This is a genomic window from Streptomyces sp. x-80, assembly GCF_046549095.1.
In the GTDB taxonomy this organism is placed as follows: domain Bacteria; phylum Actinomycetota; class Actinomycetes; order Streptomycetales; family Streptomycetaceae; genus Streptomyces; species Streptomyces celluloflavus.
Window position 1 is genome coordinate 255,051 of the sequence record NZ_JAJPWM010000007.1, and the last position, 23,214, is coordinate 278,264.

At 69.3% G+C, this 23,214-nt stretch carries 19 protein-coding genes and 1 pseudogene; 8 read left to right on the forward strand and 12 right to left on the reverse strand.

Going from position 1 to position 23,214, the window contains the following annotated elements:
* Positions 1 to 567: 567 nt before the first annotated feature.
* Both ACLJWH_RS16425 and ACLJWH_RS16430 read right to left on the reverse strand, forming a co-directional pair.
* The gene (locus ACLJWH_RS16425) at positions 568 to 1,791 is read right to left on the reverse strand and encodes a sensor histidine kinase (protein ID WP_411142444.1); all 1,224 of its coding nucleotides are present in this window, start codon (positions 1,789 to 1,791) and stop codon (positions 568 to 570) included.
* Positions 1,788 to 2,468: a response regulator transcription factor gene (locus ACLJWH_RS16430; protein WP_411142445.1), complete on the reverse strand. Its 681-nt coding sequence runs from the start codon at positions 2,466 to 2,468 to the stop codon at positions 1,788 to 1,790. The genes ACLJWH_RS16425 and ACLJWH_RS16430 overlap by 4 nt, the downstream gene beginning before the upstream one ends.
* Before the next feature lie 111 nt (positions 2,469 to 2,579).
* On the opposite strand from ACLJWH_RS16430, the gene ACLJWH_RS16435 reads away from it, so the two are divergent.
* From ACLJWH_RS16435 to ACLJWH_RS16465, 7 genes are all read left to right on the forward strand, one after another.
* Positions 2,580 to 3,071 (forward strand): hypothetical protein, encoded by a 492-nt coding sequence (locus tag ACLJWH_RS16435; RefSeq protein ID WP_411142446.1) that lies wholly within the window; start codon positions 2,580 to 2,582, stop codon positions 3,069 to 3,071.
* A complete protein-coding gene (locus tag ACLJWH_RS16440) occupies positions 3,068 to 4,153 on the forward strand; it encodes a peptidoglycan-binding protein (RefSeq protein ID WP_411142447.1) in 1,086 nt (361 codons plus the stop codon). Before ACLJWH_RS16435 ends, ACLJWH_RS16440 begins: the two co-directional genes overlap by 4 nt.
* A complete protein-coding gene (locus tag ACLJWH_RS16445) occupies positions 4,150 to 4,878 on the forward strand; it encodes an ABC transporter ATP-binding protein (RefSeq protein ID WP_411142448.1) in 729 nt (242 codons plus the stop codon). Before ACLJWH_RS16440 ends, ACLJWH_RS16445 begins: the two co-directional genes overlap by 4 nt.
* On the forward strand, positions 4,875 to 6,134 hold the full coding sequence (locus tag ACLJWH_RS16450) for an ABC transporter permease (protein WP_411142449.1): 1,260 nt from the start codon (positions 4,875 to 4,877) through the stop codon (positions 6,132 to 6,134). Before ACLJWH_RS16445 ends, ACLJWH_RS16450 begins: the two co-directional genes overlap by 4 nt.
* A gap of 237 nt (positions 6,135 to 6,371) precedes the next feature.
* Positions 6,372 to 6,701 (forward strand): hypothetical protein, encoded by a 330-nt coding sequence (locus ACLJWH_RS16455; RefSeq protein WP_411142450.1) that lies wholly within the window; start codon positions 6,372 to 6,374, stop codon positions 6,699 to 6,701.
* 75 nt (positions 6,702 to 6,776) lie between these two features.
* Positions 6,777 to 7,502 carry an ISAs1 family transposase gene (locus tag ACLJWH_RS16460; protein WP_411142451.1) on the forward strand — a complete coding sequence of 242 codons (726 nt, stop codon included), beginning with the start codon at positions 6,777 to 6,779 and terminating at the stop codon, positions 7,500 to 7,502.
* Positions 7,503 to 7,885: 383 nt separating this feature from the next.
* Positions 7,886 to 8,302: an SSI family serine proteinase inhibitor gene (locus ACLJWH_RS16465; RefSeq protein WP_411142452.1), complete on the forward strand. Its 417-nt coding sequence runs from the start codon at positions 7,886 to 7,888 to the stop codon at positions 8,300 to 8,302.
* Positions 8,303 to 8,308: 6 nt separating this feature from the next.
* Here ACLJWH_RS16465 and ACLJWH_RS16470 read toward each other — a convergent pair whose 3' ends face one another.
* On the reverse strand, positions 8,309 to 8,650 hold the full coding sequence (locus ACLJWH_RS16470; protein ID WP_411142602.1) for a transposase family protein: 342 nt from the start codon (positions 8,648 to 8,650) through the stop codon (positions 8,309 to 8,311).
* A gap of 474 nt (positions 8,651 to 9,124) precedes the next feature.
* On the opposite strand from ACLJWH_RS16470, the gene ACLJWH_RS16475 reads away from it, so the two are divergent.
* Complete coding sequence (locus ACLJWH_RS16475) at positions 9,125 to 12,085, forward strand: hypothetical protein (RefSeq protein ID WP_411142453.1); 2,961 nt, start codon at positions 9,125 to 9,127, stop codon at positions 12,083 to 12,085.
* Between the two features lie 119 nt (positions 12,086 to 12,204).
* Here the strand turns inward: ACLJWH_RS16475 and ACLJWH_RS16480 are convergent, their stop codons facing one another.
* From ACLJWH_RS16480 to ACLJWH_RS16520, 9 genes and pseudogenes are all read right to left on the reverse strand, one after another.
* Positions 12,205 to 12,879 carry a tetrahydrofolate dehydrogenase/cyclohydrolase catalytic domain-containing protein gene (locus tag ACLJWH_RS16480; protein ID WP_411142454.1) on the reverse strand — a complete coding sequence of 225 codons (675 nt, stop codon included), beginning with the start codon at positions 12,877 to 12,879 and terminating at the stop codon, positions 12,205 to 12,207.
* The gene (locus tag ACLJWH_RS16485) at positions 12,876 to 13,328 is read right to left on the reverse strand and encodes a cyclodeaminase/cyclohydrolase family protein (protein WP_411142603.1); all 453 of its coding nucleotides are present in this window, start codon (positions 13,326 to 13,328) and stop codon (positions 12,876 to 12,878) included. The genes ACLJWH_RS16480 and ACLJWH_RS16485 overlap by 4 nt, the downstream gene beginning before the upstream one ends.
* Complete coding sequence (locus ACLJWH_RS16490) at positions 13,324 to 13,494, reverse strand: cyclodeaminase/cyclohydrolase family protein (RefSeq protein WP_411142455.1); 171 nt, start codon at positions 13,492 to 13,494, stop codon at positions 13,324 to 13,326. Before ACLJWH_RS16490 ends, ACLJWH_RS16485 begins: the two co-directional genes overlap by 5 nt.
* 171 nt (positions 13,495 to 13,665) lie before the next feature.
* A complete protein-coding gene (locus tag ACLJWH_RS16495) occupies positions 13,666 to 14,091 on the reverse strand; it encodes a hypothetical protein (RefSeq protein WP_411142456.1) in 426 nt (141 codons plus the stop codon).
* Positions 14,088 to 16,235, reverse strand: a complete 2,148-nt coding sequence (locus ACLJWH_RS16500) for an integrase (RefSeq protein WP_411142457.1) — start codon at positions 16,233 to 16,235, stop codon at positions 14,088 to 14,090. The genes ACLJWH_RS16495 and ACLJWH_RS16500 overlap by 4 nt, the downstream gene beginning before the upstream one ends.
* A complete protein-coding gene (locus ACLJWH_RS16505; protein ID WP_411142458.1) occupies positions 16,232 to 18,139 on the reverse strand; it encodes a hypothetical protein in 1,908 nt (635 codons plus the stop codon). The genes ACLJWH_RS16500 and ACLJWH_RS16505 overlap by 4 nt, the downstream gene beginning before the upstream one ends.
* Positions 18,123 to 19,505, reverse strand: a complete 1,383-nt coding sequence (locus tag ACLJWH_RS16510; protein WP_411142459.1) for a hypothetical protein — start codon at positions 19,503 to 19,505, stop codon at positions 18,123 to 18,125. The genes ACLJWH_RS16505 and ACLJWH_RS16510 overlap by 17 nt, the downstream gene beginning before the upstream one ends.
* A 202-nt stretch (positions 19,506 to 19,707) precedes the next feature.
* Positions 19,708 to 21,429, reverse strand: a pseudogene (locus ACLJWH_RS16515) (ComEC/Rec2 family competence protein); the annotation flags it as partial.
* Positions 21,430 to 22,064: 635 nt separating this feature from the next.
* Positions 22,065 to 22,952, reverse strand: a complete 888-nt coding sequence (locus ACLJWH_RS16520) for a helix-hairpin-helix domain-containing protein (protein ID WP_411142460.1) — start codon at positions 22,950 to 22,952, stop codon at positions 22,065 to 22,067.
* Positions 22,953 to 23,214 lie beyond the last annotated feature (262 nt).

Here is a 23,214-nt window from a genome sequence, read left to right on the forward strand (position 1 = left end):
GATCAGGAACAGGACACGCTACCGCGAACATGCCAGTAGAGAAGGACCCTAAATGCAATAAGGGGCGAAAATGCGACAGAATACTCGGCATACCCGTGCGGAGATCGAGGCCTGGGAGTCCAGAGGGCCAGGGTACAGATTTCAGCCAACGACGGCCGATAAGGTTCTGTCATGGCTGGCCACCATCCTCAACCCACCGGGAATGGTTTCAGGTGGTAGCTCGATCGAGGCGGCGCTGAAGGGCGGGACGAAATCGATTGCGCAGGCTGAGATTGGAACGCTTGGCCGAAGTGCTGCTAGGAGCATTTCCGGCGGCATCGCGAAAGTTGGCATGGTTCCCATAGAGGAGTATGTGCGGCGCCCGTATACTGGCGCGTTGGATTACTGGCAAAGGCGTCCGCGGTAGCAGGGCGGCATCTCACCCGGCCCGCCACGGCCTGAGTACAGGGCTGGCACCTGGCCCACCACGCCCTCAAGTGGTGCCAGGTGGGAAGTAGGGACTGTTTTCGTGTTTTGGCTCACCCTCAGATGCGCAGCATCCCTCAGCCGTTGTGTGCCCCCTTGAGGTCACCGTTCTTCGGGTTGCTGTGGCGGGAAGTGCACGGTCATGGTGAGGCCCCCGCCGGGGTGTGCGTCCGTGTTGATTTCTGCGTCGTGTGCCCGGGTGATGCCTGCGACGATGGACAGGCCGAGTCCTACGCCTTCTCCGGCGGCGCGGTGGCGTTCGGTCATGCGGTGGAAGGGTTCGAAGAGGCGGGGGACGGCTTCCGGGGGGATCACCGGTCCGGTGTTGGACACCTTCAGGCCCTTGGGTCCGGTGCTGACGTGGACGCGGCCGCCGGGGTGGTTGTAGCGCAGGGCATTGCTCACCAGATTGTGGACCAGCCGCTCCAGGAGCACGCTGTCGCCGCCCACCGTCACGGGCCGGGCGAGTGTCTCCAGTGTGATGCCGCGTTCTGCAGCTTCCTCGGCGAGTGCCAGGGTAGCTGTCTGTGCAACTGCGTCGAGGGCCACCGGTTCGCGTTCCACGTGCTGGTCCGACCGTGCAAGCAGGAGCAGTCCCTCGATCATCTGTTCACTGTGCTTGGCGAGGTTGATGAGTTCGGTACGGATGTAGGCGACCTGCTCGGCGTCGGGGGTACCGGCGAGTCCGATCTCGGCGGCGGCGCGTTGCAGCGTGATGGGAGTGCGCAGCTCGTGGGCGGCGTTGGCGGCGAACCGCTGCTGTGCGCCGACGAGCCGTTCGATCCGGCCGAGCATCCCGTCGAAGGTGTCGGCCAGCTCCTTGAGCTGTCCGGGGGGCGCGTCCAGGGCGATCCGTTCGTGGAGGTTGCTCCCTGACAGCTTGCGGGCGGTTTCGGTGATCACCGAGACGGGGTGCAGTACCCGGCCCGCCATCCACCAGGCCAGCATCACGGTGACGGCGGCGAAGACGGCCAGGGCGATGAGGGAGACGGTCAGCAGGCTGTGCAGGGTGGCTGAGGTGACCAGGGGGGTGATGAGGTCGGTGGACGCCCTTTCGACTTCGGCGGGTGGTGGTTCCACGGGGGCCGCAGTGGGCGGGGCGGTGGGGAAGGGGGAGGCCGCGCCGCCGAGGGAGCCGCGCACGACAGCTCTCTCGATGCTCGAAGACAGGTTTTCCTTCAGCAGCAGGTACACCAGGGCGATGAGCCCGCCGCCGGCCAGCAGCGTCAGGGCCGAGTACAGCGTGGTCAGGCGGAGCCGCTCGCCGGCGGGCGGCCAGGGCAGTCGCCGCCGCCCTGTCGCGCCGGTCTGCCGACCGGCGGTCACGGTGCCGCTCCGGCGCCCGGGCCAGCGAGCCGGTAGCCGTGGCCGGGCAGGGTTTCGATCACTGGCGGGTTGCCCAGCCGGTTGCGCAGCCGGCTGAGGGTGACGCGGACGGTGTTGCTGACGTAGGAGGTGTGCTCCGGCCAGACCTCCTCGATGAGGTCCTCGGCGCTGACCACGCCGCCCCCGGCGCGCATCAGGGTCTCCAGGACCGCGAACTCTTTGCGGGACAGCTGGAGCGGGCGGCCGTCGCGGGAGGCTCTGCGGGTGGTGGTGTCCAGCCTGATCCCGGCCTCCTCCATGACGGGCGGTAGAGCGGGGCGGGCGCGCCGCCCCAGCGCCAGGACGCGGGCCAGGAGTTCTTCGTAGGCGAAGGGCTTGCCGAGGTAGTCGTCGGCGCCGAGGCCGAAGCCGGTGACCTTCTCGTGCAGGGAGGCTGCGGCGGTGAGCATGAGGATGCGGGTGAGCAGGCCCTGGGCCACGGTCCGGCGGCATACCTCGTCGCCGTGCAGGCCCGGCAGGTCCCGGTCGAGGATCATCACGTCGTAGGCGCTGAAGCGGAGCCTTTCCATCGCCTCGAGGCCGTCCGGAGCCACGTCCACCGCCAGGGCGTCGCGGCGCAGGCCTTCGGAGATCAGCTTGGCGAGCAGGGGCTCGTCCTCCACCACCAGTATGCGCATCCACCCTTTGTACCCGTCCGGGCATTTCAGCGGCATAACAGTGCCTGTTAGAGAACTGTCACGCCAGTCGAGGTCACTCTTGCGGCAACGACACCCACTGGGAGGCACCGCATGAAGACACACCGGATGCAGCTGGCCATGGTGGCTGGCCTGTCCTCGCTCGCCCTGTTCACCGCCGCCTGCTCGAGCGGCGGCTCTGACGAGACGGCCACGGGCAGCTCTCAGGACACCGGCGCCGAGCAGGCCAAAATGGAGGACTGCCTGCGCGACAAGGGAGTCAAGATCGACAAGGGGGGAGACGGCAGGGCAGGCGGCATGGTGCTGCCAGACGGTATGGGCCCTGAGGAATTCAAGAAACTTCAGAAGGAGTGCGGCGCCAAGGATCTGGCCGACGGCGCGGGCGGGGGAGAAGAGATCTCCCAGGCGGACAAGGACAAGGCGCTCGCTTTCGCCGCGTGTATGCGCAAGGAGGGTGTCGACATGGCTGACCCCGAGTTCGGTGAAGGTGGCCTGTCGATGGGGCGTATCGATCCCGAGGTGGCCGACTCCGAGGAGTTCAAGAAGGCAACCAAGAAGTGCAACGCCGCGCGGGAGGACAAGTGACCAGGAGACGAGCCCTGGTCCTGGCCGCCGCTACGGCGGCGCTGGCGGTGACCGGCGGCGGATTCGCCGTGAACGCCATGAACGAACCCTCCGGCAAGGACAGTGGCACCCAGGCGGGCAGCCGCCTGCCGCAGAGCACCGCCGAGGTGCGCCGGGCAGACCTCAACGCAGCCGTCCACAAGCCCGGCAAGCTCGGCTTCGCCGCCCCGCAGAAGATCAGCGCGGGGGCGCAGGGTGTGCTGACCTGGCTGCCCAAGGGCGGATCCACGGTCACCCGTGGCGGAAAGCTCTACGAGGTCAGCGGCCAGCCGGTGTTCTTGATGTACGGCGAGCGGCCGATGTACCGGGAGCTGAAGGAGGGCGACACGGGCGAGGACGTACGGCAGCTGAAGCAGAACCTGCGGGCGCTCGGCTACGGCGGTGGACTCGCGGCCGACGACAAGTTCACCCCGGGTACCGCCAAGGGCCTCAAGGCATGGCAGAAGGCCAAGGGGGTCACCCAGACCGGCAAGGCGACCCCCGGACAGATCGCTTTCGGGTCCGGCGCCCTGCGGATAGACAAATCCGAGGCCTCTCTCGGCACCCGGCTCGCTCCCGGCAGCGCGGTGCTGTCCGCGACCGGCGCCGGGCGCATCGTCGAGTTCGAGGTGACACCGGCCGAGGCAGGCCGGCTCAAAGCCGACGGCAAGGCGATTGTCGCACTGCCCGACGGAACCAAGGCCGGCGGCAGCATCGCCGACATCGGCCGCGACGCCAAGGGCCCGGACAAGGACGGAGGACCGGACGGCGGCGAACAGGACCCGAAATTCACGGTCACGGTGGAATTCGACCACCCAGACCAGGTCAAGGGAATCGACCAGGCCCCCGTCACGGTCCATCTGCCGGGCGAGAGCCGTAAGAATGTGCTGTCGGTGCCGGTCGAGGCCCTGGTCGCGCTGCCCGGCGGCGGATTCGGCGTGCAGGTGGTCGACAACGGCCGCACCCGTGAAGTCCGGGTCGACATGGGCCTGTTCGCCGACGGCAGGGTCGAGGTCTCCGGTGGCGGGCTGCGCGAGGGAATGAAGGTCGGGGTGCCGAAGTGACCACCGCAGCACAGCCCGGCACAACGGCCGTCGTCACCCTCACCGGAGTCACCAAGGAGTACCCCGGAGGCGTCTGCGCCCTGCGGGGGGTGGACCTCGCCATCGGCGAGCGGGAACTGCTCGCCATCGTCGGGCCCTCGGGCTCCGGCAAGTCCACGCTCCTGCACATCGTGGGCACCCTCGACCAGCCCACCGCCGGCACAGTAACCCTGGCCGGGCACGACGTGGGCACCCTGACCGACCGGCGCCTGTCAGCTCTGCGAGCCCAGCACGTCGGGTTCGTCTTCCAGGCATTCCACCTCGTACCGGGCGCCAGCGCACTCGCCAACGTCGCCGAAGGACTGCGCTACTGCGGCCTCACCCGCGCCGCGCGCCGCCGACGCGCCGCCGACGCGCTGGAACGCGTAGGACTCGGTGACCGCATGCACCACCGTCCCCACGAACTGTCCGGCGGCCAGAAACAGCGCGTGGCCATCGCCCGGGCTGTGGCGGGCGAGCCCGACGTCCTCCTCGCGGACGAACCCACCGGCGCCCTCGACTCGGCCTCCGGCGAGGCAGTGATGGACCTCCTGCACGAGCTGAACGCGGACGGCGCCACCATCGCCGTCATCACCCACGACATGGAGCTGGCCGCCTCCCTGCCCCGCCAGGTCCGCATCCGCGACGGCCAGGTCGTCGACGACACCCACTGGGACCGCATAGCAGTGGAAAGCGGTACACGATGAGCCGCAGACGACGTCACGGCGCCACAGACGTACCCAGTGGCGAGGACACCCCGACCCAGCCGGCCGGAAAGCTGGTACCGGCCCGGCTCAGCGCCCGCGACGTGGCCCAGGTCGGCTCCGCCGGGCTCCGCGGGCGCCCGATGCGGGTGATCCTCTCCGCACTGGGCATCGCACTCGGCATCGCCACGATGATCGCCGTCGTGGGCATCTCCTCCTCGTCGAAGGCCCAGCTGCTCCAGGAACTGGACAAGCTGGGCACCAACATGCTCAAGGTCACTCCCGGCAGCAGCATGACCACCGGCGGCAAGGCCAAGCTCCCTCAGAAGGCACCGCAGATGATCAGCCAGATCGACGGCGTGGAACATGTCGGCGCGACCGGCTCGCTGGAGGCCAATGTCTACCGGTCCGAGCACATCCCCGGCACCCGGACCAGCGGCCTGAGCGTCCAAGCAGCATCCGAGGGACTGCTGGACTCCCTGGGCGGCCAGGTCGCCGCGGGCACCTGGCTGAACGCGGCCAACGGCCTGTACCCGGCCGTGGTGCTCGGCGACCACGCCGCCAGCCGGCTCGGCGTCACCGAGCCAGGCGGCCAGGTGTACCTCGGCGGCCGGTACTTCACCGTCGTCGGCATCCTCGCCCCTCTCCCGCTCGCGGAGGAGATCGCCGCCTCCGCGCTCATCGGCTGGGAAGCGGCACGCACACTCCTCGACTTCGACGGCCATCCGACGACGATCTACGAGAAGTCGGCCGACGCCAAGGTGGAATACGTACGCGACCTGCTGGCCCGCACGGCGAACCCGCAAGCCCCCACCGAGGTCAACGTCTCCAAGCCCTCCGACGCCCTGGAAGCCAAGGCCGCCTCCGAAGGAGCCTTCACCAACCTGCTGCTGGGACTGGGCGCGGTCGCCCTGCTGGTCGGCGGAGTCGGAGTCGCCAACACCATGATCATCTCAGTGCTGGAACGCCGCCACGAGATCGGCCTGCGCCGCTCACTGGGCGCCACCCGCGGCCAGATCAGACTCCAGTTCGTCACCGAATCCCTCATGCTCTCCGGACTCGGCGGACTCGCAGGCATCGTCCTGGGCTCGCTCGCCACCTGGATCTACACCGCCACCGCCGGAATGCCCTGGGTGGTACCGCCCGAAGCCATGGCCAGCGGCTTCGCGGCCACCCTCGCCATCGGCACGGTGGCCGGACTCTACCCCGCCATCCGAGCAGCCCGCCTCTCCCCCACCCTTGCCCTCCAGGCGGCATAACCCCCGCACCACGCCCCGTGCCGGACCGCGCGATGCGTCAGCGCAGCCCGGCAGAAGGCACCCGCTGCCCGTCCCCCTTCTCCGGCCGCACCACCTCGCCCCACACAATGCAGCTGCGTCAACTCCTACTGCTGCCCGCTTCGTCCCAGCAGGACCAAAGCCCCTTGCCGGCCAGGGCCTCGACAAAGTCGGGGAGTGTCATGAATCAGGTGTGGACTTCCCCGAAGGAGTCACCTGATGAGTACGACGACAGGTCACCTGATCGAGACCGTGGAGAGCGTGTCGCTTGCCGAGGTCAGCATGAGCGCTGAGGGTGCCGACGTGAAGTCGATGCCGGTGTCGCACAACGGTCCGTCCAGCGAGTTGCTGGAGGAGCTGGCCGCGCTCGCGGCCGAGAAGGTCCGCGGGGAGGGGCTGCGGCTGATGGGCGAGGGCGGTCTGCTGCCGGAGCTGGCCCAGCACCTGATGCAGGCCGCCCTGGAAGCCGAGATGGACGAGCACCTGGCTGCCGGGGCCGGCCGGGTCAGCGGACGCGGCGCGCGTTCGGGCGGCTCGCCGCGACGGTGAGTGGGCCGCGGACCTGCCCCAGCCATCCTCGAGGCCCTTGATGCACGCTGTCACCCGTCGAGCGGGCCGAGGGGCGTGCCGAGTGAGTCGACGGTCCGCCGGACCCTGCAGTTGATCGACGGTCAGGCGTTTGACGAGGCGGTATGCGGCTGGCTCGCCGAACAGGCCGAGGAGAGCACGCCGGCGGCGGGGATGCGGCCGGCCGTTGCGGTGGACGGCAAGACCCTGCGCGGCGCCCGCACCGACAACGGGCAGGTCCACCTGATGGCAGCCCTCGACCATGACAGCGGGCTCGTTCTCGGACAGACCGACATCGACGGGAAAACGAACGAGATCACCCGGTTCCAGCCCCTGCTCGACCCGCTTGGCCTGGCGGGGAAGGTCGTCACCGCCGACGCTCTGCATACCCAGCGCGCCCACGCCCGCTACCGCGTCGAAGACAAGGACGCCGACAACGTGCTGACGGTAGGAGAACCAGCCGACGCTGTTCGCCAAGCTCAGCGCACTGCCCTGGCCGACATCCCCGGCCGGGCCCGGGAGCGGAACCGGGGCCACGGCCGCCGCGGGCACCGCGCCGTCCTCGCGGTCACCGTTCCGGCAGGTCTTCACTTCCCCTATGCGGCTCAGGCATTCCGGATCCGCCGCACCATCCGGCACCTCAACGGCCCCCGAGCGATGGCATGCCTGCGCAACCTCGCCATCAGCACCTGCCGTCTGGCAGGAGCCGCCAGCACCGCCGCAGCCCTCCGCCACAACTCCCGCGGCTACACCCGCCCCTTGGCCATGCTCGGCCTCACCTGAACGACTTTGCCGAGGCCCTGGCCCCGTACCCCTGTCACAAACCTGGCTCAGCCGGTCCAGCCCAGGATGAGTCGATATGACACAGGCGGGCTGCATGAGGCTCTCCTTCAATCACATGGACGTCAAGCACCACACCCACCACACGACTTTACCGAGACCCGGCAACACAACTGGACCGCAATGAGCCAAAGGTTGATTCCGCGTAGACCTTGTTCGACTGATTTCTCTATCCCAAATTCCAGGAACCTGGTCATTTAATCTTCGCCACGGAACGCTCTCGACAGGAAACTGTACGAGTGGTTTGATCTTGACTGCCTGCGGCCTTCCGGCCGGGTAATGATATCGAACGGGGCACGCCCTGCGCTGCCTCGCAAGGAGACTCCATGTCTATTCGCAATACCATGGCAGGGCGTGTCATATCGCTCGTCACCATGACAGTCGCGGCTTTCGCGATGGCCGCAACCGCACCCGCTCACGCCGCCTCGAATGATGACGGGCCGACCGGGTTCGGGATCCTGGTATTCCACGGGAGCGATATTCGTCAGTACTCCCTGACTTGCCTCCCCGATGGCGGTCAGCACCCGGACCCGTCCGCAGCCTGCGACCAGTTGCGGAAGGCCGACGGCAACCTGCTGACACTCCGGCCCGGCGCCGACCCCTCCTGCAAGGCTCCCGAGACCGATCCCGTGGACGTCGAGATCATGGGCACGTGGAACGGCATAATCACGGTGTTCAACGAGCGGTACCCCAACCCCGCCTGCGCGGAGGCGTCCGCAGGCCTGGTCGTCCCGATCCACTGAGCGTCTTCACCGGTGAGTCCCCAGGGCGAGGAGGGCTTTGGTGATCGACATGAGTACGTTCGGACTGCAGCGTGCCTTGCGAAGGAGTCGCCAGGTCTTCAGCCGGGCGATCGTCCTCTCGACCGGCCACCGCATGCGGGAGTGGGCCCGGTTGACGCACCTCCGTTTGACCGTGAGGCCCTTGCCCGGCCGTCGCCGGTGGGTTACGGCGGCGATGCCGCCGGCGCCCTGGTAGGCATTGTCCGCGAGTACGGGGATGCCAGGGGCTGTCGAGCCGGACGCAGGTGACGGTGATCCGGTGCCGGCGGCCGCGGCCAGATCACGGGGCCGGCCCGGAAGGACCGGCAGTCACCGTCCTGGGTGGCGGTCAGCATCGCCACCCGCTCCACGAGTGCGTGCGGGACATCCACCAACAGAGCCCCCAGACCGAAGAGTTGAGCATGACAACTTGCTCAGCCGTCCGGGGGCTCTGCCCGTTTCACGGCCACCCCTGCCCTCCCCCTCGTAGCGTGGAGATGCCGCCCATGAGGAAATTTGATGGCAGACATCTCATCTTGTCTGGTGTCAAGCGGGGTGGGGTTGTGCGTGGTGGGCCCATGCCGTCGTCAGGATTACCGGGTGCGCCTACGGGTCGGTAGCTCGGGCGAGGTTCAGTGGCCTGGCCGGACTGTCACCTTTGCCGGGCTGTTGTCTTCTTTCGGCAAGGGTCGTTCTCGTTTGGCGTCGGTAGCCTCACCTGGGCCGGGACGCACTCAATGCGGACTCGGAGGCCGCCCTGGCCGGCGGCCGTTTTCCGTCATCCGTCACACATGCAGGGACGACATGCCGCAGCAGTACGACCACCGGGATCAGTACCGGCACTTGAAGGGACATCCCGAGGGCCCGAGGGGCGGCAAGCGCACCGGGCACAAGCAGGACCAGCGTCTGACTCAGCAGATGATGAGGAATGCCCGGCACACCCCCGGGCACGGGCTGACGTACGGGCAGCAGTTGCTGCTCATCCTGTGGGCGCAGGGCAACGGCATCGGGGACCCGGCCCAGCTGATGGTCCCCGACGCCCGGCCACCGAGGCGGCCGGAGCGTCCGGTGTTCTCGGCGCGCGAGGGCCAGAGCCCGCCGGCCGGTCCCACCGAACCGGCCACCAATCTGACAGTCGTGCCCGGGGTGGTCATGCCGGGCACGGACTCGCAGTTCCCGCCGTCCCCCGGTCCGTCCGGTCAGGGCCCGGCGGCCTGGCTCACCGATGCCGCCGGGGCAGTGTGGAACTGGACGCCGGACTGGGATCCCCTCACGGTGCCGGGCGCGGACGCGGCACCCGTACGTTCCCGGCAGCGGCGGGCCACAGCCGACGGCCACGGCCCCGCTCCCCTGGCCTCGTTGACCGATGCCCAGGCCGAGGACTGGACCGGTGGCACAGACCGGGTCTTCACCGGGCTGGCGCGGGGCGCCGACTCCCTGGAGCGGAGGGAGACCGCGCGGCAGGAGTACCTCGACACGGTCACCAGGGAAGTCCTGGAAGAGGTGAGTGGCTCGGCCGCCGCGAAGAGCGTGGATCTCGACGGCCTGTGGACCGCCGTCGCCAGGCCCGCCAGACGGCCCGACACCCTGCTGATGAACGGCGGCCGGTTCGACATCCGGTGGACGGTCACCACCGGGGAGCTCGCACTCGGCGAGCCGCAGCGCAGGAACCCCCAGGTGACGGGGACGAGCGGCGCCGTCGAACTCATCCCTCCGGCGGGCCTTCCCCAGCCGATCGCACAGGCGCTTCAGGGCAAGGAGGTCCGGGCGGGGATCGCCACGAGAGCGGCTGCGGACGCCGAACGCCTCCTGGGGAGCGACGATTTCAAGAAGTCGTTCACGGAGTTCTCCCAGGACCGGCTCAGGGGCGCGATGGCCCGGATCTTCGCCGAATCGCAACATCTGGCCAGGCTGCTCGCGGCGGCGTGGCTCGCCGGCGACCACCAGGAGAGCCTGGTGGAGTTCCGGGACAAAGTAGTCCCCGGCGTTGTCGCCGTCGGCCACGCAGGCCACCGGCTGCTCGTGTCGGTCGAGACGGGTGAGCATTACCTGTGGAAGACGGACGACGCGTCGAGTGCGTACGAGAACTTCATCCGCAAGCATCTGTCGAGATTCGAGAACGATGCCGCACGGCCGGCGGACTTCAAACCGCTGAAGCCGGCGCGGACACTCCAGGCCCCGTGGACCTACACCCAGCCCCAAGGAGCCGTCCCCCGGCTCACCTTCCGCCAGTCCCACGCCACTCATCACGAACTGTGGCAGGCCGCTAAGACCCGGACCCTGTCCAACCTTGATGGCCTGGTCTACACGTCGGCCGAGCACGAGCGGGACCACGACGCCATGTTCAAGCGCGACCTGATGATCGCTCTGAGCCTGGTGACCCTTCCCGTGACGATCGGGGCTGCGGGCGGCATCGGTGCCGCGGTGTCTCTGGGCTCCGGGGCCGGCTTCGGCTTCGCCTCGGCACACTACGACGAGGCGATCGCGCACAATGCCGATCGGGGTGCCGTCTACCGCCAGGCGATGGAGGACGCTGAGCTGGGCAGAATGCTGGCGGCGGGCGGCGCCGTTCTCGATCTCGCCTTCGCCGGAAGAGCGTTGAAGGGAGTGCGCATTCCCCGACACAGCGCCTCAGCCGCGGCGCACACGGTGCGGAACACCATGCGGGCGGCGCGTAGCAAGGTAGCGCTGCTGAATCTTCCGCCGCGCGCACGGGCCGCCCGGATCGCCGCGGCCGGCACCAACAGCGCGGCGTTCACTCGCACCATGACCAAGAACGGTGCCGTGTGCTGGGACGCCGTCATCAAACTGCAGGAGATGGCCGGGATCATCACCAAGCAGGAGCGGCTGGCCCTCGGGGCGACCCGGGCCCAGAACTTCCGCGGCTTCCTCGGCGGCGCGGGGAAGGAGATCAAGAACGCCGAGAGCCTGGCCCGTCTCGGGCCCGGCCACCGTGTCGGCTTCGTCGTGCGGGAGGGCGGGCAGCGGAAAATGATCCACGCCATGCTGAGCATGGGCAACGGACAGATGGCGGGAATCAACAACGCGGGCCTCAAGAACTCCCTGTCACCCGGCTTCACCAAGGTGAACATGCTCGGCGATGACATCTTGAACTTCGCGGACAACCGCATCCGGCTTTCCGACGGCCGGCGTGTGAAGGTGTACGCAGACACGAGCGCGCCGGAATTCCGCATCGAGACAGGGCGCTCGCGCATCTCCTCCACCGCCCTGAACGCCGAGGAGACCGCCCTGCGGAACCACGCCCTCACAGAAGCTCTGGATTACCCCTCGGGCTTCGCCGGCAAGACCCTCGGGAAGCTGATCGAGAATCCTGCCGGCAAGTGCGAGGCACTGATGAATCCTGTCGCCTCCTACATGCGCAACAACGGTTACACCAACATCAAGTTCCGGGGCATGGGCATCTGGGACAACGTCGACCAACGCACGTACGCGAACCACTACGTCGTCGTGGGAAAGCGAGACGGCAGACGCTGGGCGTTCGACCTGTCCGCCGGACAATTCGGCAACAAGGGCATGCGGGGGCTCGACGGCCCCATCGTCGACCTCGAGAAGAACTGGGCCAAGATGTACGCGGACAGCACCACACGCAAGCTCATCAAGTACCAGGACTTCACAACCGCCAGCGGGGCAACGGGGGAGTTCGGCTCCGTCACCGGTCTCGACCCGCTCAACTACATGCCGGACAGCAAGCTCCTCAGCTCCCCGGACTGGTACCAGACAGCCAAGGAGACCGCGCGCACCTGACAGCCCGCAGGACACCACTGCAGCAGGGCAGGCCCCCGAGTTATGTTCTTCGCGGTCCTGCAAGAGGGCTGCTGGCCTCCGGGCCCGGCAGTGACCTAACCGAGATCCAAGATCAACGCTTAGCGCCCCGGGGCGACATGTTCGCCGGTGACCAGGCCCGCCCGGCCGACCGCAGCCACCACCACATCGGCGGCCGAGGTGACGGCGGCCAGGTCTTTGGTGCGTGAATGGCAGACGGTGACGGTGGCGTTCTTGTCCAGCAGCAGGTGGGCGGCGGGCTTGCCGACTACCGTCGAGCGCCCGACGACCGCGACGTGGCGGCCGGTCAGCTCGACCTGGTGATGGTCCAGGATCCGTACGACGGCCTCGGCGGTGGCCGGGGCGAACGCGGGCAGCCCGGCGGCCAGACGGCCCAGCGAGAGCGGGTTGGCGCCGTCGATGTCCTTCTCGAACGCGATGGCCAGGGCCACGTCCTGGGCGTTGACGCCGTCGGGCAGCGGGGTCTGCAGGATGACGCCGTGCACGCTTTCGTCCACGCTCAGGGAGGCGAGCTGGTGGCGGATGTCCGTGTCGGACGCATCGGGGCCGAGGTCGACGATGTCGCAGGTGATGCCGGCCTTCGCGGCGGCCTTCGCGATCGAGCGGACGTACCAGGCACTGGACTCGTCCGCCGTGGCGACCACGACGGCGAGTTTCGGCGGAGTGCCGGCCGCGGTGAGTTCGGCGGCCTTCGCTGTGGTCTCGGCGCGGATCGCGGCGGCCAACTCCTTGCCGGACAGGACGGTGGCGCTCACTTGGTGATCTCCTTGCGGACAGCGGCGGTGACCTGCTCGGCCCGGTTCGCGATGTCGTCGACCCTGGCGGCCTCGGCCACCAGTTCGGCACGGATCTTCTCGTCCTTGATGCCACCCAGGTTGATCTCGACGTTCACCCGGGCGGTGGTGGCTGCCGCCCGCGCGGCCTCGGCGGCGGCGACGTCGGTGATGACGTTGCGGTTGCCAATCGGCAGCAGCTCTTCGGCGAACTTGACCGCGACCAGGGCTGCGGCGATCACCTCGGTGGGCGGCTTCGCCGCCCCGCCGAGAGCCTTGGCGATCGCGGCTGAGCGGGCGTCCTTCGCCTCGTCGGTGTCCTTGGGCAGCTTGTAGGCGTCGGTGACCGAGGTGAACGCCGCCGCATCGTCCTCCGCCAGTTGCAGGGCAACGGCCCGCAGCTCGTCGGTCTCGTCGATGATCCGCTCAATGTCCGCCCGGTTGGGCGGCGTACTTCTCGCCGGTGCTGTAGCGGGCGACCATGCCCAGCAGAGCCGCCGCCTGGGCGGCGTGCAGGGCCGCCGAAGCACCCCCGCCCGGGGCCGGAAGGCGGTCGGCGAGCCGGGCCAGGAAATCACTGATTTTCTCGTCGCGCATGAACGCTCATCTTTCGGTCGGTGGGGTCACAGCACGCCTGAAAATCCTCCCACGTGCCCGCCCTCGCCCGGCCCCGAACAGGCCACGGCCCTGGAACGAAGCGGGAGATCCCGTCTATGACGGAACCTCCCGCTCACCCGTGGCCCTCGTCAGACGGACGGTTCCGGCCCATCACGGTGGGTCATGGATTTCCCCGCGCCGGACGGACAGGGACCGCACGTTGCCTCCGGCGCGGGCGTCCAGGTGTTCGTGCAGGGCTTCGTTGTCGTGGTGGAGGGCTGCGATCACCGTGGCGGCGGCGTCCAGGCGGCGGTTCAGCTCGGTGCACTCGGCGGTCTTCGCCTTGAGTTTGCGGGTCAGTTCGGCGATCTCGGCGTCCCGTTGGGTCTCGCCCCGGGTGCGGCGGCCGTGTGTCTCGACGTAGGCGTCCCACTCGGCCATGATCTCGGTGGCCCGGTTCATGGTGGCCCGGCTGATCCCGGCCTCGCGGTAGAGGTTTTCCTTGGTCAGCTTGCCGTCGGTGGTCTGCGGCTTGCCCGCGATCAGGCGGGCCATTGCCTCGCGCAGGGCCTTCTCGGTCGCCGGTGACGTGCTCATCCCTCCACCTTCGCGATCACGCTCTCGACCTCGGAGAGCTGCTGCTGCAAGGATTCACGGTGGCAGGGCGCGATCTTCTTGGTCTCCAACTGCCGCTCCAGGCTGCCCTTTTCGGACTGGTAGAACTTCACGTGCTCCACTCCGATGAGGCTGTTCGCGCACCGGCCCGGCTGGCACCGGTCGATCAGCGGCCCCTGGTGCCCCGGCGGGATGCTGGTGTTCTCCATGCACTTGGCTCCCGCAGGGTTGTGCTCGTCGAACATGCAGTGGTTGAACGTGCCGAACCGCAGCGAGATCTTCGCCTTGCGCAGCAGGTCGTACTCCACGCGGGCATCGCCCTGGCGGGCCAGGCCGTTGGCCGTCATCTGCTGGGCGGTCTCCTTGACGGCATCGAAGGTGGCGGTCAGCGCCTCGGCGCCGGGGCCGAACCCGATGACGCCGCCGGCCTTGTAGGTGGCGTAGAACTCGCTGAGGCGGTTGAAGCGCACCTGTTCCAGGGAGGTGTCCAGCAGTTTCGCCCAGTTGGCGTCGGGGGCCCCGTAGCCCTCGGTGGTGCGGTTGGCCAGGGCCCTCACCGCGACGTGCTTGAGCTGGATGCCCAGCGCGATCTCGCCGCCCGGCTCGGTGGCGGTAAGCATCGACATGGTTTTGCGGAGCATGTGGGGCGCTATCGGGCCGGGCGGGATGTGCAGGCCGTGGTCGGCGGTGTGCCGGTTGACGCGGGCCACGAAGCTGTTCAGGGCCGAACCGCTGTAGAACCAGGGGCTGTCGGGCAGTTCCTCGCCCTCCTCCAGTCCGGCGCCGTCGGCGCCGACGAAGATCAGGTCCGGGTGCCAGGAGAGCTGTTCGGCGACCGCGATCGCCTCGGCGACCGGTTCGGTGATCCACCAGCGTTCCCGGGGCAGGTCCTCGTCGAGTTTGCGTTTCGTGGAGGCCACCGCCGGGGCCCCGTAGTACTCGACCACCGAACCGCGGGTGATCTCGCGCAATTCGGAGTCTCTCATCATGCTCAGGGCCCCGACGAAGAGGTATGTGGCTGTTCGCAGTGCGGTGCTTTCGTGGGCCAGGGTCCGGGGGCACAGGCCCGGGTGCCAGGGGCCGATGGTGCCGTCCGTGCGGGTGATCTGGGCATGCTCGGTGAACAAGCCGCCGGGAACCCCCCGGCCCTCGGCGACCATCTGGGCGGCCCGCTGGCGGATCCGCTCGACGCTGGCATGCTGGTTAGAGGCGATGCCCGACTTCTTCGAGGGATGCACGCCCAGCAGGAGCGAGAGCATCTGCCAGTTGATCGCCGCCCCCCGCTCGTTTTGCCGGGTGCGCTGGTGGACGTGGGCGTTCGAGCGTTCGGTGTGCAGTGGGATGATGGCGTCGGGGCGGTCGAAGTAGGCGTTCGCCCGCTCCTCGATGCCGGCCGCGCCGGGCAGGCACTGATCGCGCAGGCTCCGGTAGCGGTCCCGGGCGGCCAGGATGTCGGGGCCGAAGACGTGGATGTAGTTCCAGGCCGCCCTCACTACGGCGAACCAGACCTCGGGGGTGAGGTTCTTCGTGGTCACCGGATCGGCGGAGGCGCACTCCGCCACCGCCCGGTTCGAGAGGTTGGGCCAGGGGTCGCGGGGCAGCCCGCCCCCAGTCAGCATCCCGTCCAGAGAAATCAGCAGCCGCACGTGGCCGACGTATTTGCTGAGCGTGGAGGGGGCGATCTCGCCCCGGCGCTTGGTGATCCAGGCCCGCACGTCGTCCAACTGCCACAGCCTCAGGTCAGCGGGCAGTCCCTGTTCACCGGCCCAGCGGGCGAGGTGACGGAGGTGCTCGTTGTAGTGGTAGACGGTCTGCGGTGCGGCGATCCTCTGCCGCAGATGGGCGCCGGCCTCCACGACCTTGGGGTGGGCGGGGTTGAGCACGGCCATCAGCGTCTCGCGTGCCCGCAGATTCCACACAGGGTCCAGCCCGGCGAAGCGGGTCATCCACATCGCGGCGGAGACGTTGGCGGGTTTGCGGACCGCGTCGAAGCGCCACACATCGACCTGCCCGAACCGGGGCACCTCGACGCCCTCCAGCAGCGGATGGGACTGCAGAACGGGTTCATCGTCGCCGAAAAGCGCGCTGGGCAGCGGCAGAACGTGGGCGTGAGCGGTGTCGGTCATCTGTCGAACTCCGTGTAGGCGGACAGCGGCAGCTGGAGCCGCAGTCCTTGTGTCTCGATCTGCCGGCGGGCCTTGTCGGTCTCCGCCGGTGTGCGCTCGCCCAGTACGGCCTTCAAGTTGGCCTCGCTCTGGCCCCACAAGGTGTGGAAGTGCGGCGGGGCCAGCCGCTTGCGCAGGGTGTTCAGGTGGTCGGCGAACAGCAGCAGCTGGGGAAGGTTGGAGGGCAGGATGAAGGCGTTGCGGCACTCCAGGCACCGCAGCGGCGCGACCGCACACAGCTCGCCCGCCTTGTTGTACGGCGAGGCATACGGATCGCGGCAGCTGGTGACCCCCATGTCGAGTTCCCCGGTACGGATCTCCTCGGCCTGCTTGCTGGTCAGCCCCAATGCTTGAAGGGCGGGCGGCGTCTTGAGCTCGTCACTGCTCTTCTCGTCCAGGACCACCGGTCCGCTCAGTGCCCGCTCCAGCCAACGTTCCTGGGCCCGGTTGACGGTGGCCCCGGAGATCACGTGCAGCGTGGTGCCGTGCGCGTAGTGGCCGCGGTAGGTCTGCACGGTGTGGTCGTCCGCGATGTCGGAGACGACGCCCCGGTAGGCGATCGCCTTCTCGACCTTGACCGACTTGCGCATCCGGCGGATGTTGATCGGCTCGGAAATCTTCAGTCCGTGCTGGCCGACCCATTTGCGGATGCTGCCCTCGGGGCCGGTGTGGTGGAACTTCGACAAGGACACCTCGCCGGCGGGCGAGACCGCTACCTGCAAGAACAGTGGGGCCGGGTCGGCGTCGTAGTCCTGGCGGGCCCGTTCGGTGACCGCGAGCATCCTGGTGACGATCTCCGCGACATTCAGCGTGCCGTGGTTGGGGAAGGAGACGTCCTGGGCGTCGCGGAACATCCGGGTGCGAACCCGGCGGGCCCGCAGCTTGGTCATCCTCAGCTTCACGCCGCCGGTGGTGAACTCCGCATCGTCCTCCGTCAACTTCGTGATCTCCTCCGGGCTCGCACCGGTGGCCGCCGTCAGCAAGACGCGGAAGGCATGCAGTTCCCGCCTGCGCGGATAGAGCAGATTCGCCAGGGAGATGATCAGCTGATGCCGGGCGTTGACGGCCAGGACCGGGCCCCGCATCGCGGCCAGGTCACTCAGTGCCTTCGACCACAGCACCGGGGACGGCAGGAGCTTCCATATCTCCCGACCGCTCATGGCACCCTCAGCCAGCGCCCACAGCAGGTTGGCGGGGTCCTGCCAGCCGTGTACGGCCGGGTGCCCGGCGGCCCCGGCCAGCAGTTTCCGCCCGCGCTCCAGCCGTACGTCCATCTCCCGTACGTCCGCCCAGGCGGCCCGGATCAGGGCCTTCTTCTCCTTCCGGGAGAACTCATCGAGCTCGTTGCCCGTCCCGACCCGCATCCACGGCGGCCCGCCCAGCAGTGCCAGGACGGGTTCGGCGACGGACGTGCCGAGCCGCTCGGCTCGCAGCTGCATCAGCGACCGCACCTGCGACGCGATCTCCGAGGGGCGCTGCGAGCCCGCCTTATAGCCGCTCGGCAGCTTCCGCGTCCAGTCCAGGATCAGTTTCACCATGGCCAGACCGTCCCCGTCCAAGGACAGGTCCTGCGGCGCTTCCGCATGCTTGTCGGCCCACGCGGCCAGCGACTTCACCGCGATCTGATAGCCGACCACCGTGCCGATCTGCGGCCGGGTCAAGGCCGTGTAGTCGACCCACTCATCGGCCAGCTGGGCCACCAGCGTGGAGCAGGCGTATGCTCCCGGATCCAGCACCCGCTCGGCCGTGCCCTCACGGTAGGCCGCCACCGCCACACGCCGTCCGATCCGGGTGGGCTCCACGGCCACCGGCCCCTCGGGCTCCTCCGACTCGGCGACCGGTTCGAACTCACCGCGACGCGGCATCGGGTCCCTCTCCTTCCAGGGCGCGCAGCGCGATCTCGCTGTAGGTGGCACCGTCGTGTTCCGACCACGCGCGGAATGCGTCGTCGATGTAGTTCATGGGGTCCTCCAGATACCGCAGGTAGGTGTAGGTGGAGGACAACCACTTGTGTCCGAGCCTGCGTTGGAGCACCAGCAGCGGGTTGAAGGCGATGTGGTCGCCGACCGTCGGCAAGCCGTTCGCCTTCGCCCGCACGGCGTCCTGCTCGGCGACCAGGCCCATCAGGTACTTGAGCAGCTGGAGGGCGAACGTGTGCCGGGCGTCGTGGAAACGCCATGCCTTGCGCGGCAGCGGCGGAGCCTGCTCGTTCGCGGAGTGCTCCCGCATCCGCCGCCAGGCATCCTTGCGGATGCGGTCCCAGGAGCTGGGGCCCAGCAGCAGCCCGCCGTGTCCCACGAACACCGCGAGCGCCTCCAGCCCGCCCTCACACTCCCGGACCGTCCGCCGACGCAAGTCCGGGCCCATCGCGGAGATCGTGAACGTCCGCCGCCTGCCCCGATCGACGCCCTTGAGCTTCCCCTGCTCGATATCGACCGTTTCGACGACGAACAGGTCCTTGGCCTTGCCGGCCAATGCCCGAGCCGACCTCTCCACCATCTCCGCCCGCTCCAGCAGGCAGTAGTTGCCCACCGTCTCCAGCGCGGCCGTCGGGATGTAGACCTCGCGGTGGTGCTTGTACTTCGCGCACTCCTGCAAGTCGAATTCGACCGGTTCACCCGGGTTCCGCCAGCCTTCGCCGATCTCCGGCAGCAACAGCGTGGACCACTCCTGCTTGCGCATCCCCGTCAGCAACGCCAACTCCAGGCCGGCTTTGGACCGGTGCGGAGCCCAGCCCCTGAACGACTCGTTGATCTCCGCTCCGGGCAGCTGACCGCCCAGCCCTACATCCCGGAAGTACAAGTACTGCTCGACCGTCATGTGGCGGACGTCCATCTCGCGCTGGACGCCCGAGCTGAGCCCATTGCCGCCGTTGCGCTTCATCCGCACCGGCTTGCGCCGCACGTACCCCTGCTCTTGGAAGAACGTGTACATCAGGTTGATCACGACGGCGTCGCGATCCCAGGTGCCGTCGTCGACCGGCACCTTCTGCAGCTCGGTCCTCGAACGGCGAAACGCCACCAAGTCTGCTTCCGTCACCGTACCCAGATCGGCACCGCGCTTGGCCAAGAACTCCACCAGCCGCCGCACGATGTACGCGTACGACTTCATCGTCTTCGGGTCGCTGTTCTCGTACGACAACTGCCGGAACCAAGCACACAGCCATTCCACGGGTCGCATCTGGCTGTCGAGGAACACCGGCGTCCCCTCGACGATGCCCCGATACTCCAACAGCCGTCGCGTCTCCTCCGGAGAGACCGGCCCATCGGGCGGCCATCGGTCAACGAGATCAGCTCTGGCAAAGAACAAGTACACGGAGAAACCCCCTGAGACAGTTATGATCATAAGAAGTAACACAAGAGACTGGAGGGGCCTAAGCCACCCTCACACCCCATCGGGTCCAGCGCGAGACAGTCTCGAACCGTGGAGAGAAAAAATGTGTCAGCACGAGGAGGGGAATGCGGCGAATGCCCAGGTCCGTCAGACAACGGTCCATGGCTCGGGGCTCGGGACCGGTGTCCACCACCAGTGCCGTGCCGTCCCCGGCCGCCAGAACCAGGCCGTCCCCCTGGCCCACATCGCAGACCACGGCCCGCCAGCCGGGCGGTGGCCAGCCGGTGAGTACGCGGGTGAGCGGGGCCGGACGCCAGATCGCCAGGATCAGGGCCAGCGCACACAGCACGCCCAGCCAGCGGCGGCGCAGCGCCCTGCGGCCGACGGCCACCAGGACGACGGTGGCGGCCGCCAGCAGCAGTCCGCCCGCCCAGCCGCCCGGCCAGCCGAACTCCGCTCCGGGCAGCGCCGCGCCCGTACGCGCGATGCCGGCGATCCACTCGGCGGGCCACCCCGCGCACCACGCCAGAGCCTGCGCGACAGGCAGGGCGAACGGCGCGGCGGCGAGGGTGGCGAAGCCGAGGACGGTCGCGGGGGCGACGGCCAGTTCGGCCAGCAGGTTGCAGGGCACGGCGACCAGCCCGACCCGGGCGGCGAGCACGGCGATGACAGGCGCGCAGACGGCCTGCGCGGCGGCCGACGCGGCGATCACCTCGGCGAGCCGGGGCGGCACTCGCCGCCGCTGAAGGGCGGCGCTCCAGCGCGGGGCGAGCAGCAGCAGCGCCCCGGTCGCCAGGACGGAGAGCAGGAAGCCGTAGCTGCGGGCCAGCCAGGGATCGTAGAGAACCAGCAGCAGGACCGCGGCGGCGAGCGCGGGGAGCAGGGAGCGGCGACGGCCGGTGGCGATCGCCAGCAGCGTGATCAGCCCGCAGGCGGCGGCCCGCAGCACGCTCGGGTCCGGGCGGCACACGACGACGAAGGCGAGGGCGAGGGCGCCGCCGATGAGAGCGGTGCCGCGCAGCGACAGGCCCAGGAGCGGTGCCAGCCCGCGGCGCTCGGCGCGCACCGCGAGGTGGGACGGGCCGATGAGCAGGGCGAGCACGATCGTCAGGTTGCTGCCGGAAACCGCGAGCAGATGCGTCAGGTCGGTGGCGCGGAAGGCGTCGTCCAGATCGGGCGGCACCCGCGAGGTGTCCCCCACGACGAGGCCGGGCAACAACGCACGGGCATCGGGACGCAGACCGTCGGTGGCCTCCCGGAGCCCGGCGCGCAGGTCCCCGGCGAACCGCTGAAGGGCGGACGGCGCACCGGTCGTGAGTGGCGGCGCGCCGTCGGTGACCCGTAGTACGGCCGCGACCTTGTCGGCCGGCGACATCGGTGGGGCGGCGCGTGCCGTCACGCGGATACGGGTCGAGGGCAGCAGTCCACGCCATGCCGGGGACGGTCCGCCGCCCGCCTCGCCGCCGGAACCCCGTCCCGATTCGTGCGGGCCCGCCGCCCGGCCCTGCGGGGAGCCCCGGTCTTCCGCTCCGCCCGCGCGGTGTTGCTGTACGACGACCAGGACGGGCGTACGGACGGCGGTGACCGTACCGTCCGGTGCGGTGAAACGGACAGCGTCGGCGGTGAACACCAGTGACGGGGGCGTCCGTTGGGACCCACGCACCTTGGGCCGGGTCACCCGTGGGTCGCCGGTCACCTCCAGTTCGACCGTGACCTGCGCATACCGCTGCGCCCAGGCCGGCAGCGGCCCGCGCCGCAGATCCGCCGCGTGCAGCGCCGCGGACGCGGCCCCCGCGACGGCGCACAGCAACACCGCCGCCATGGCGACCAGCGCACCTGCCGACCGGATACGGGGCGACCGGGGGGACTGGGGAGACGGGGGCACGGTCCGGTGGCGGTCGGAGACCGTAGCCTCCCCCGTCCCCGTCCCTCTCCCCCTCCCTCCCGCGCCCTGCTCACCTGCGACCGACTCGCTCACGACCGGGCCGCCCCTGACCGGCCCCTCCCCGACCGGGCTGTCCCCCATCGAGCCGTCCACAGGCGACCCGATGGTCACCGGCACCCCTACGGCTACGGTTCGTTCCCGCACGGTCGAACCAGCAGCGGCCCGCTCCCCCGGCAGCTCGCCTGCCGCCGGATCCCCCACTACCGGCGCGCCCGCCATCGGCCCGCCGGGCTCGCCCACCGCGGACCCGCCTGCCGTGGGACCGCCCACCGCCGGCGCATCCGCCGCCCTGCGCCGGACCACGGCCACACGTAACACGAGCGCCGCGAGAACGACCGCCACCGCGCAGGCGACCGCCACTCCCCCACCCGGCGCGCCCAGGCAGATCGCCGCTGCCGCCCAGGCCGCCAGTGCGGGCGCGACGAGGCGCAGATCGACCGGGCTGTCCTGGTGCGGATCCGAGGCACCGCGCGGCGAATCCGCCGCGACGTGCACCGCGTCACGGGCGGCGGTCACAGCTGCACCAGGGGGCGCAGATCGGCGAACCGGCGGTCGCCGATTCCCTTCACCTGACGGAGTTGGTCCACCGACGTGAACCCGCCGTGCCGGGTACGGAACTCGATGATGCGCCGGGCCATCACGGGACCCACCCCCGGAAGGGCATCGAGCTGCTGCTCGGTCGCCGCATTGAGGCTCACCGGTCCGGCCGCTAGGCCCGCGACACCCGGTGGCCCGTTCCCGGCTCCTGCTCCCGGACCCGTACCACCACTCGCTCCCGCACCACCGGCTCCAGCCGCCTGCCCGCCCCCGGCGGCCCCGGTGCCGACCACGATCTGTTCGCCGTCGGCCAGCAGCCGCGCCTGATTCAGCCCACCGGTATTCGCACCGGGCAGCACGCCTCCCGCTGCCTGTAGGGCATCGATCACCCTCGAACCCGGCGGCAGCCGGTGAATCCCGGGGTGTCGCACCTTGCCCGTGACATCGACGACCAGCCGTCGCCCCGCCTCACCCGGCGGACCGCCCGCCCCTGACGGCATGGAAGCCTGCGCCTGCCCACGCCCATGCGTCGATGGCGGCCGGGAGTTGGGGCCAGGAGCCGCCACAGCCTGCTCGGCCACCGGGGCGCGCACCGGCTCGGGGCTCCCGGCCCAGAAATGGTGGACGGCGAACGTCACGGCCACCCCGAGCACCAGGGCCAGCGCGCCGAGCGCCTTCGGATCGGTGCCGCACCGTAACTGCACCCACAGCGGCAGCCGTTCCCACACCGCGATCCGCATCCGCTCCATGGCGCGGCCCGGTACACCCGGCGGCACCTCGCCGGGCCGATACGCCTCGCGACGTCGATACCCCGCGTCGTCCTCGCGATTCGGCGGATCGCGCCGCCTCAGCGCCTCAGGCACATCAGGAACACCAGAAACACCAGGAACATCAGAAACTTCAGAAATGTCAGGCACCGCAGGCGTCTTCCCCAGGGCGGGTCCTTTGTCCAAGGCAGACGCCTTGTCCAGCACGGACGTCTTAGCGAGGCCAGGCGTACCGGCCAGGCCAGGTTTCTCGGCCGTAGCAGGCGCCTCGCCCAGGGCAGATGCCGTAGATCCGGTAGACGCCTCAGACGATTCGGGCAGGCGCGGATCCAGCAGGCCGACGGCCCCCGAACGCGCG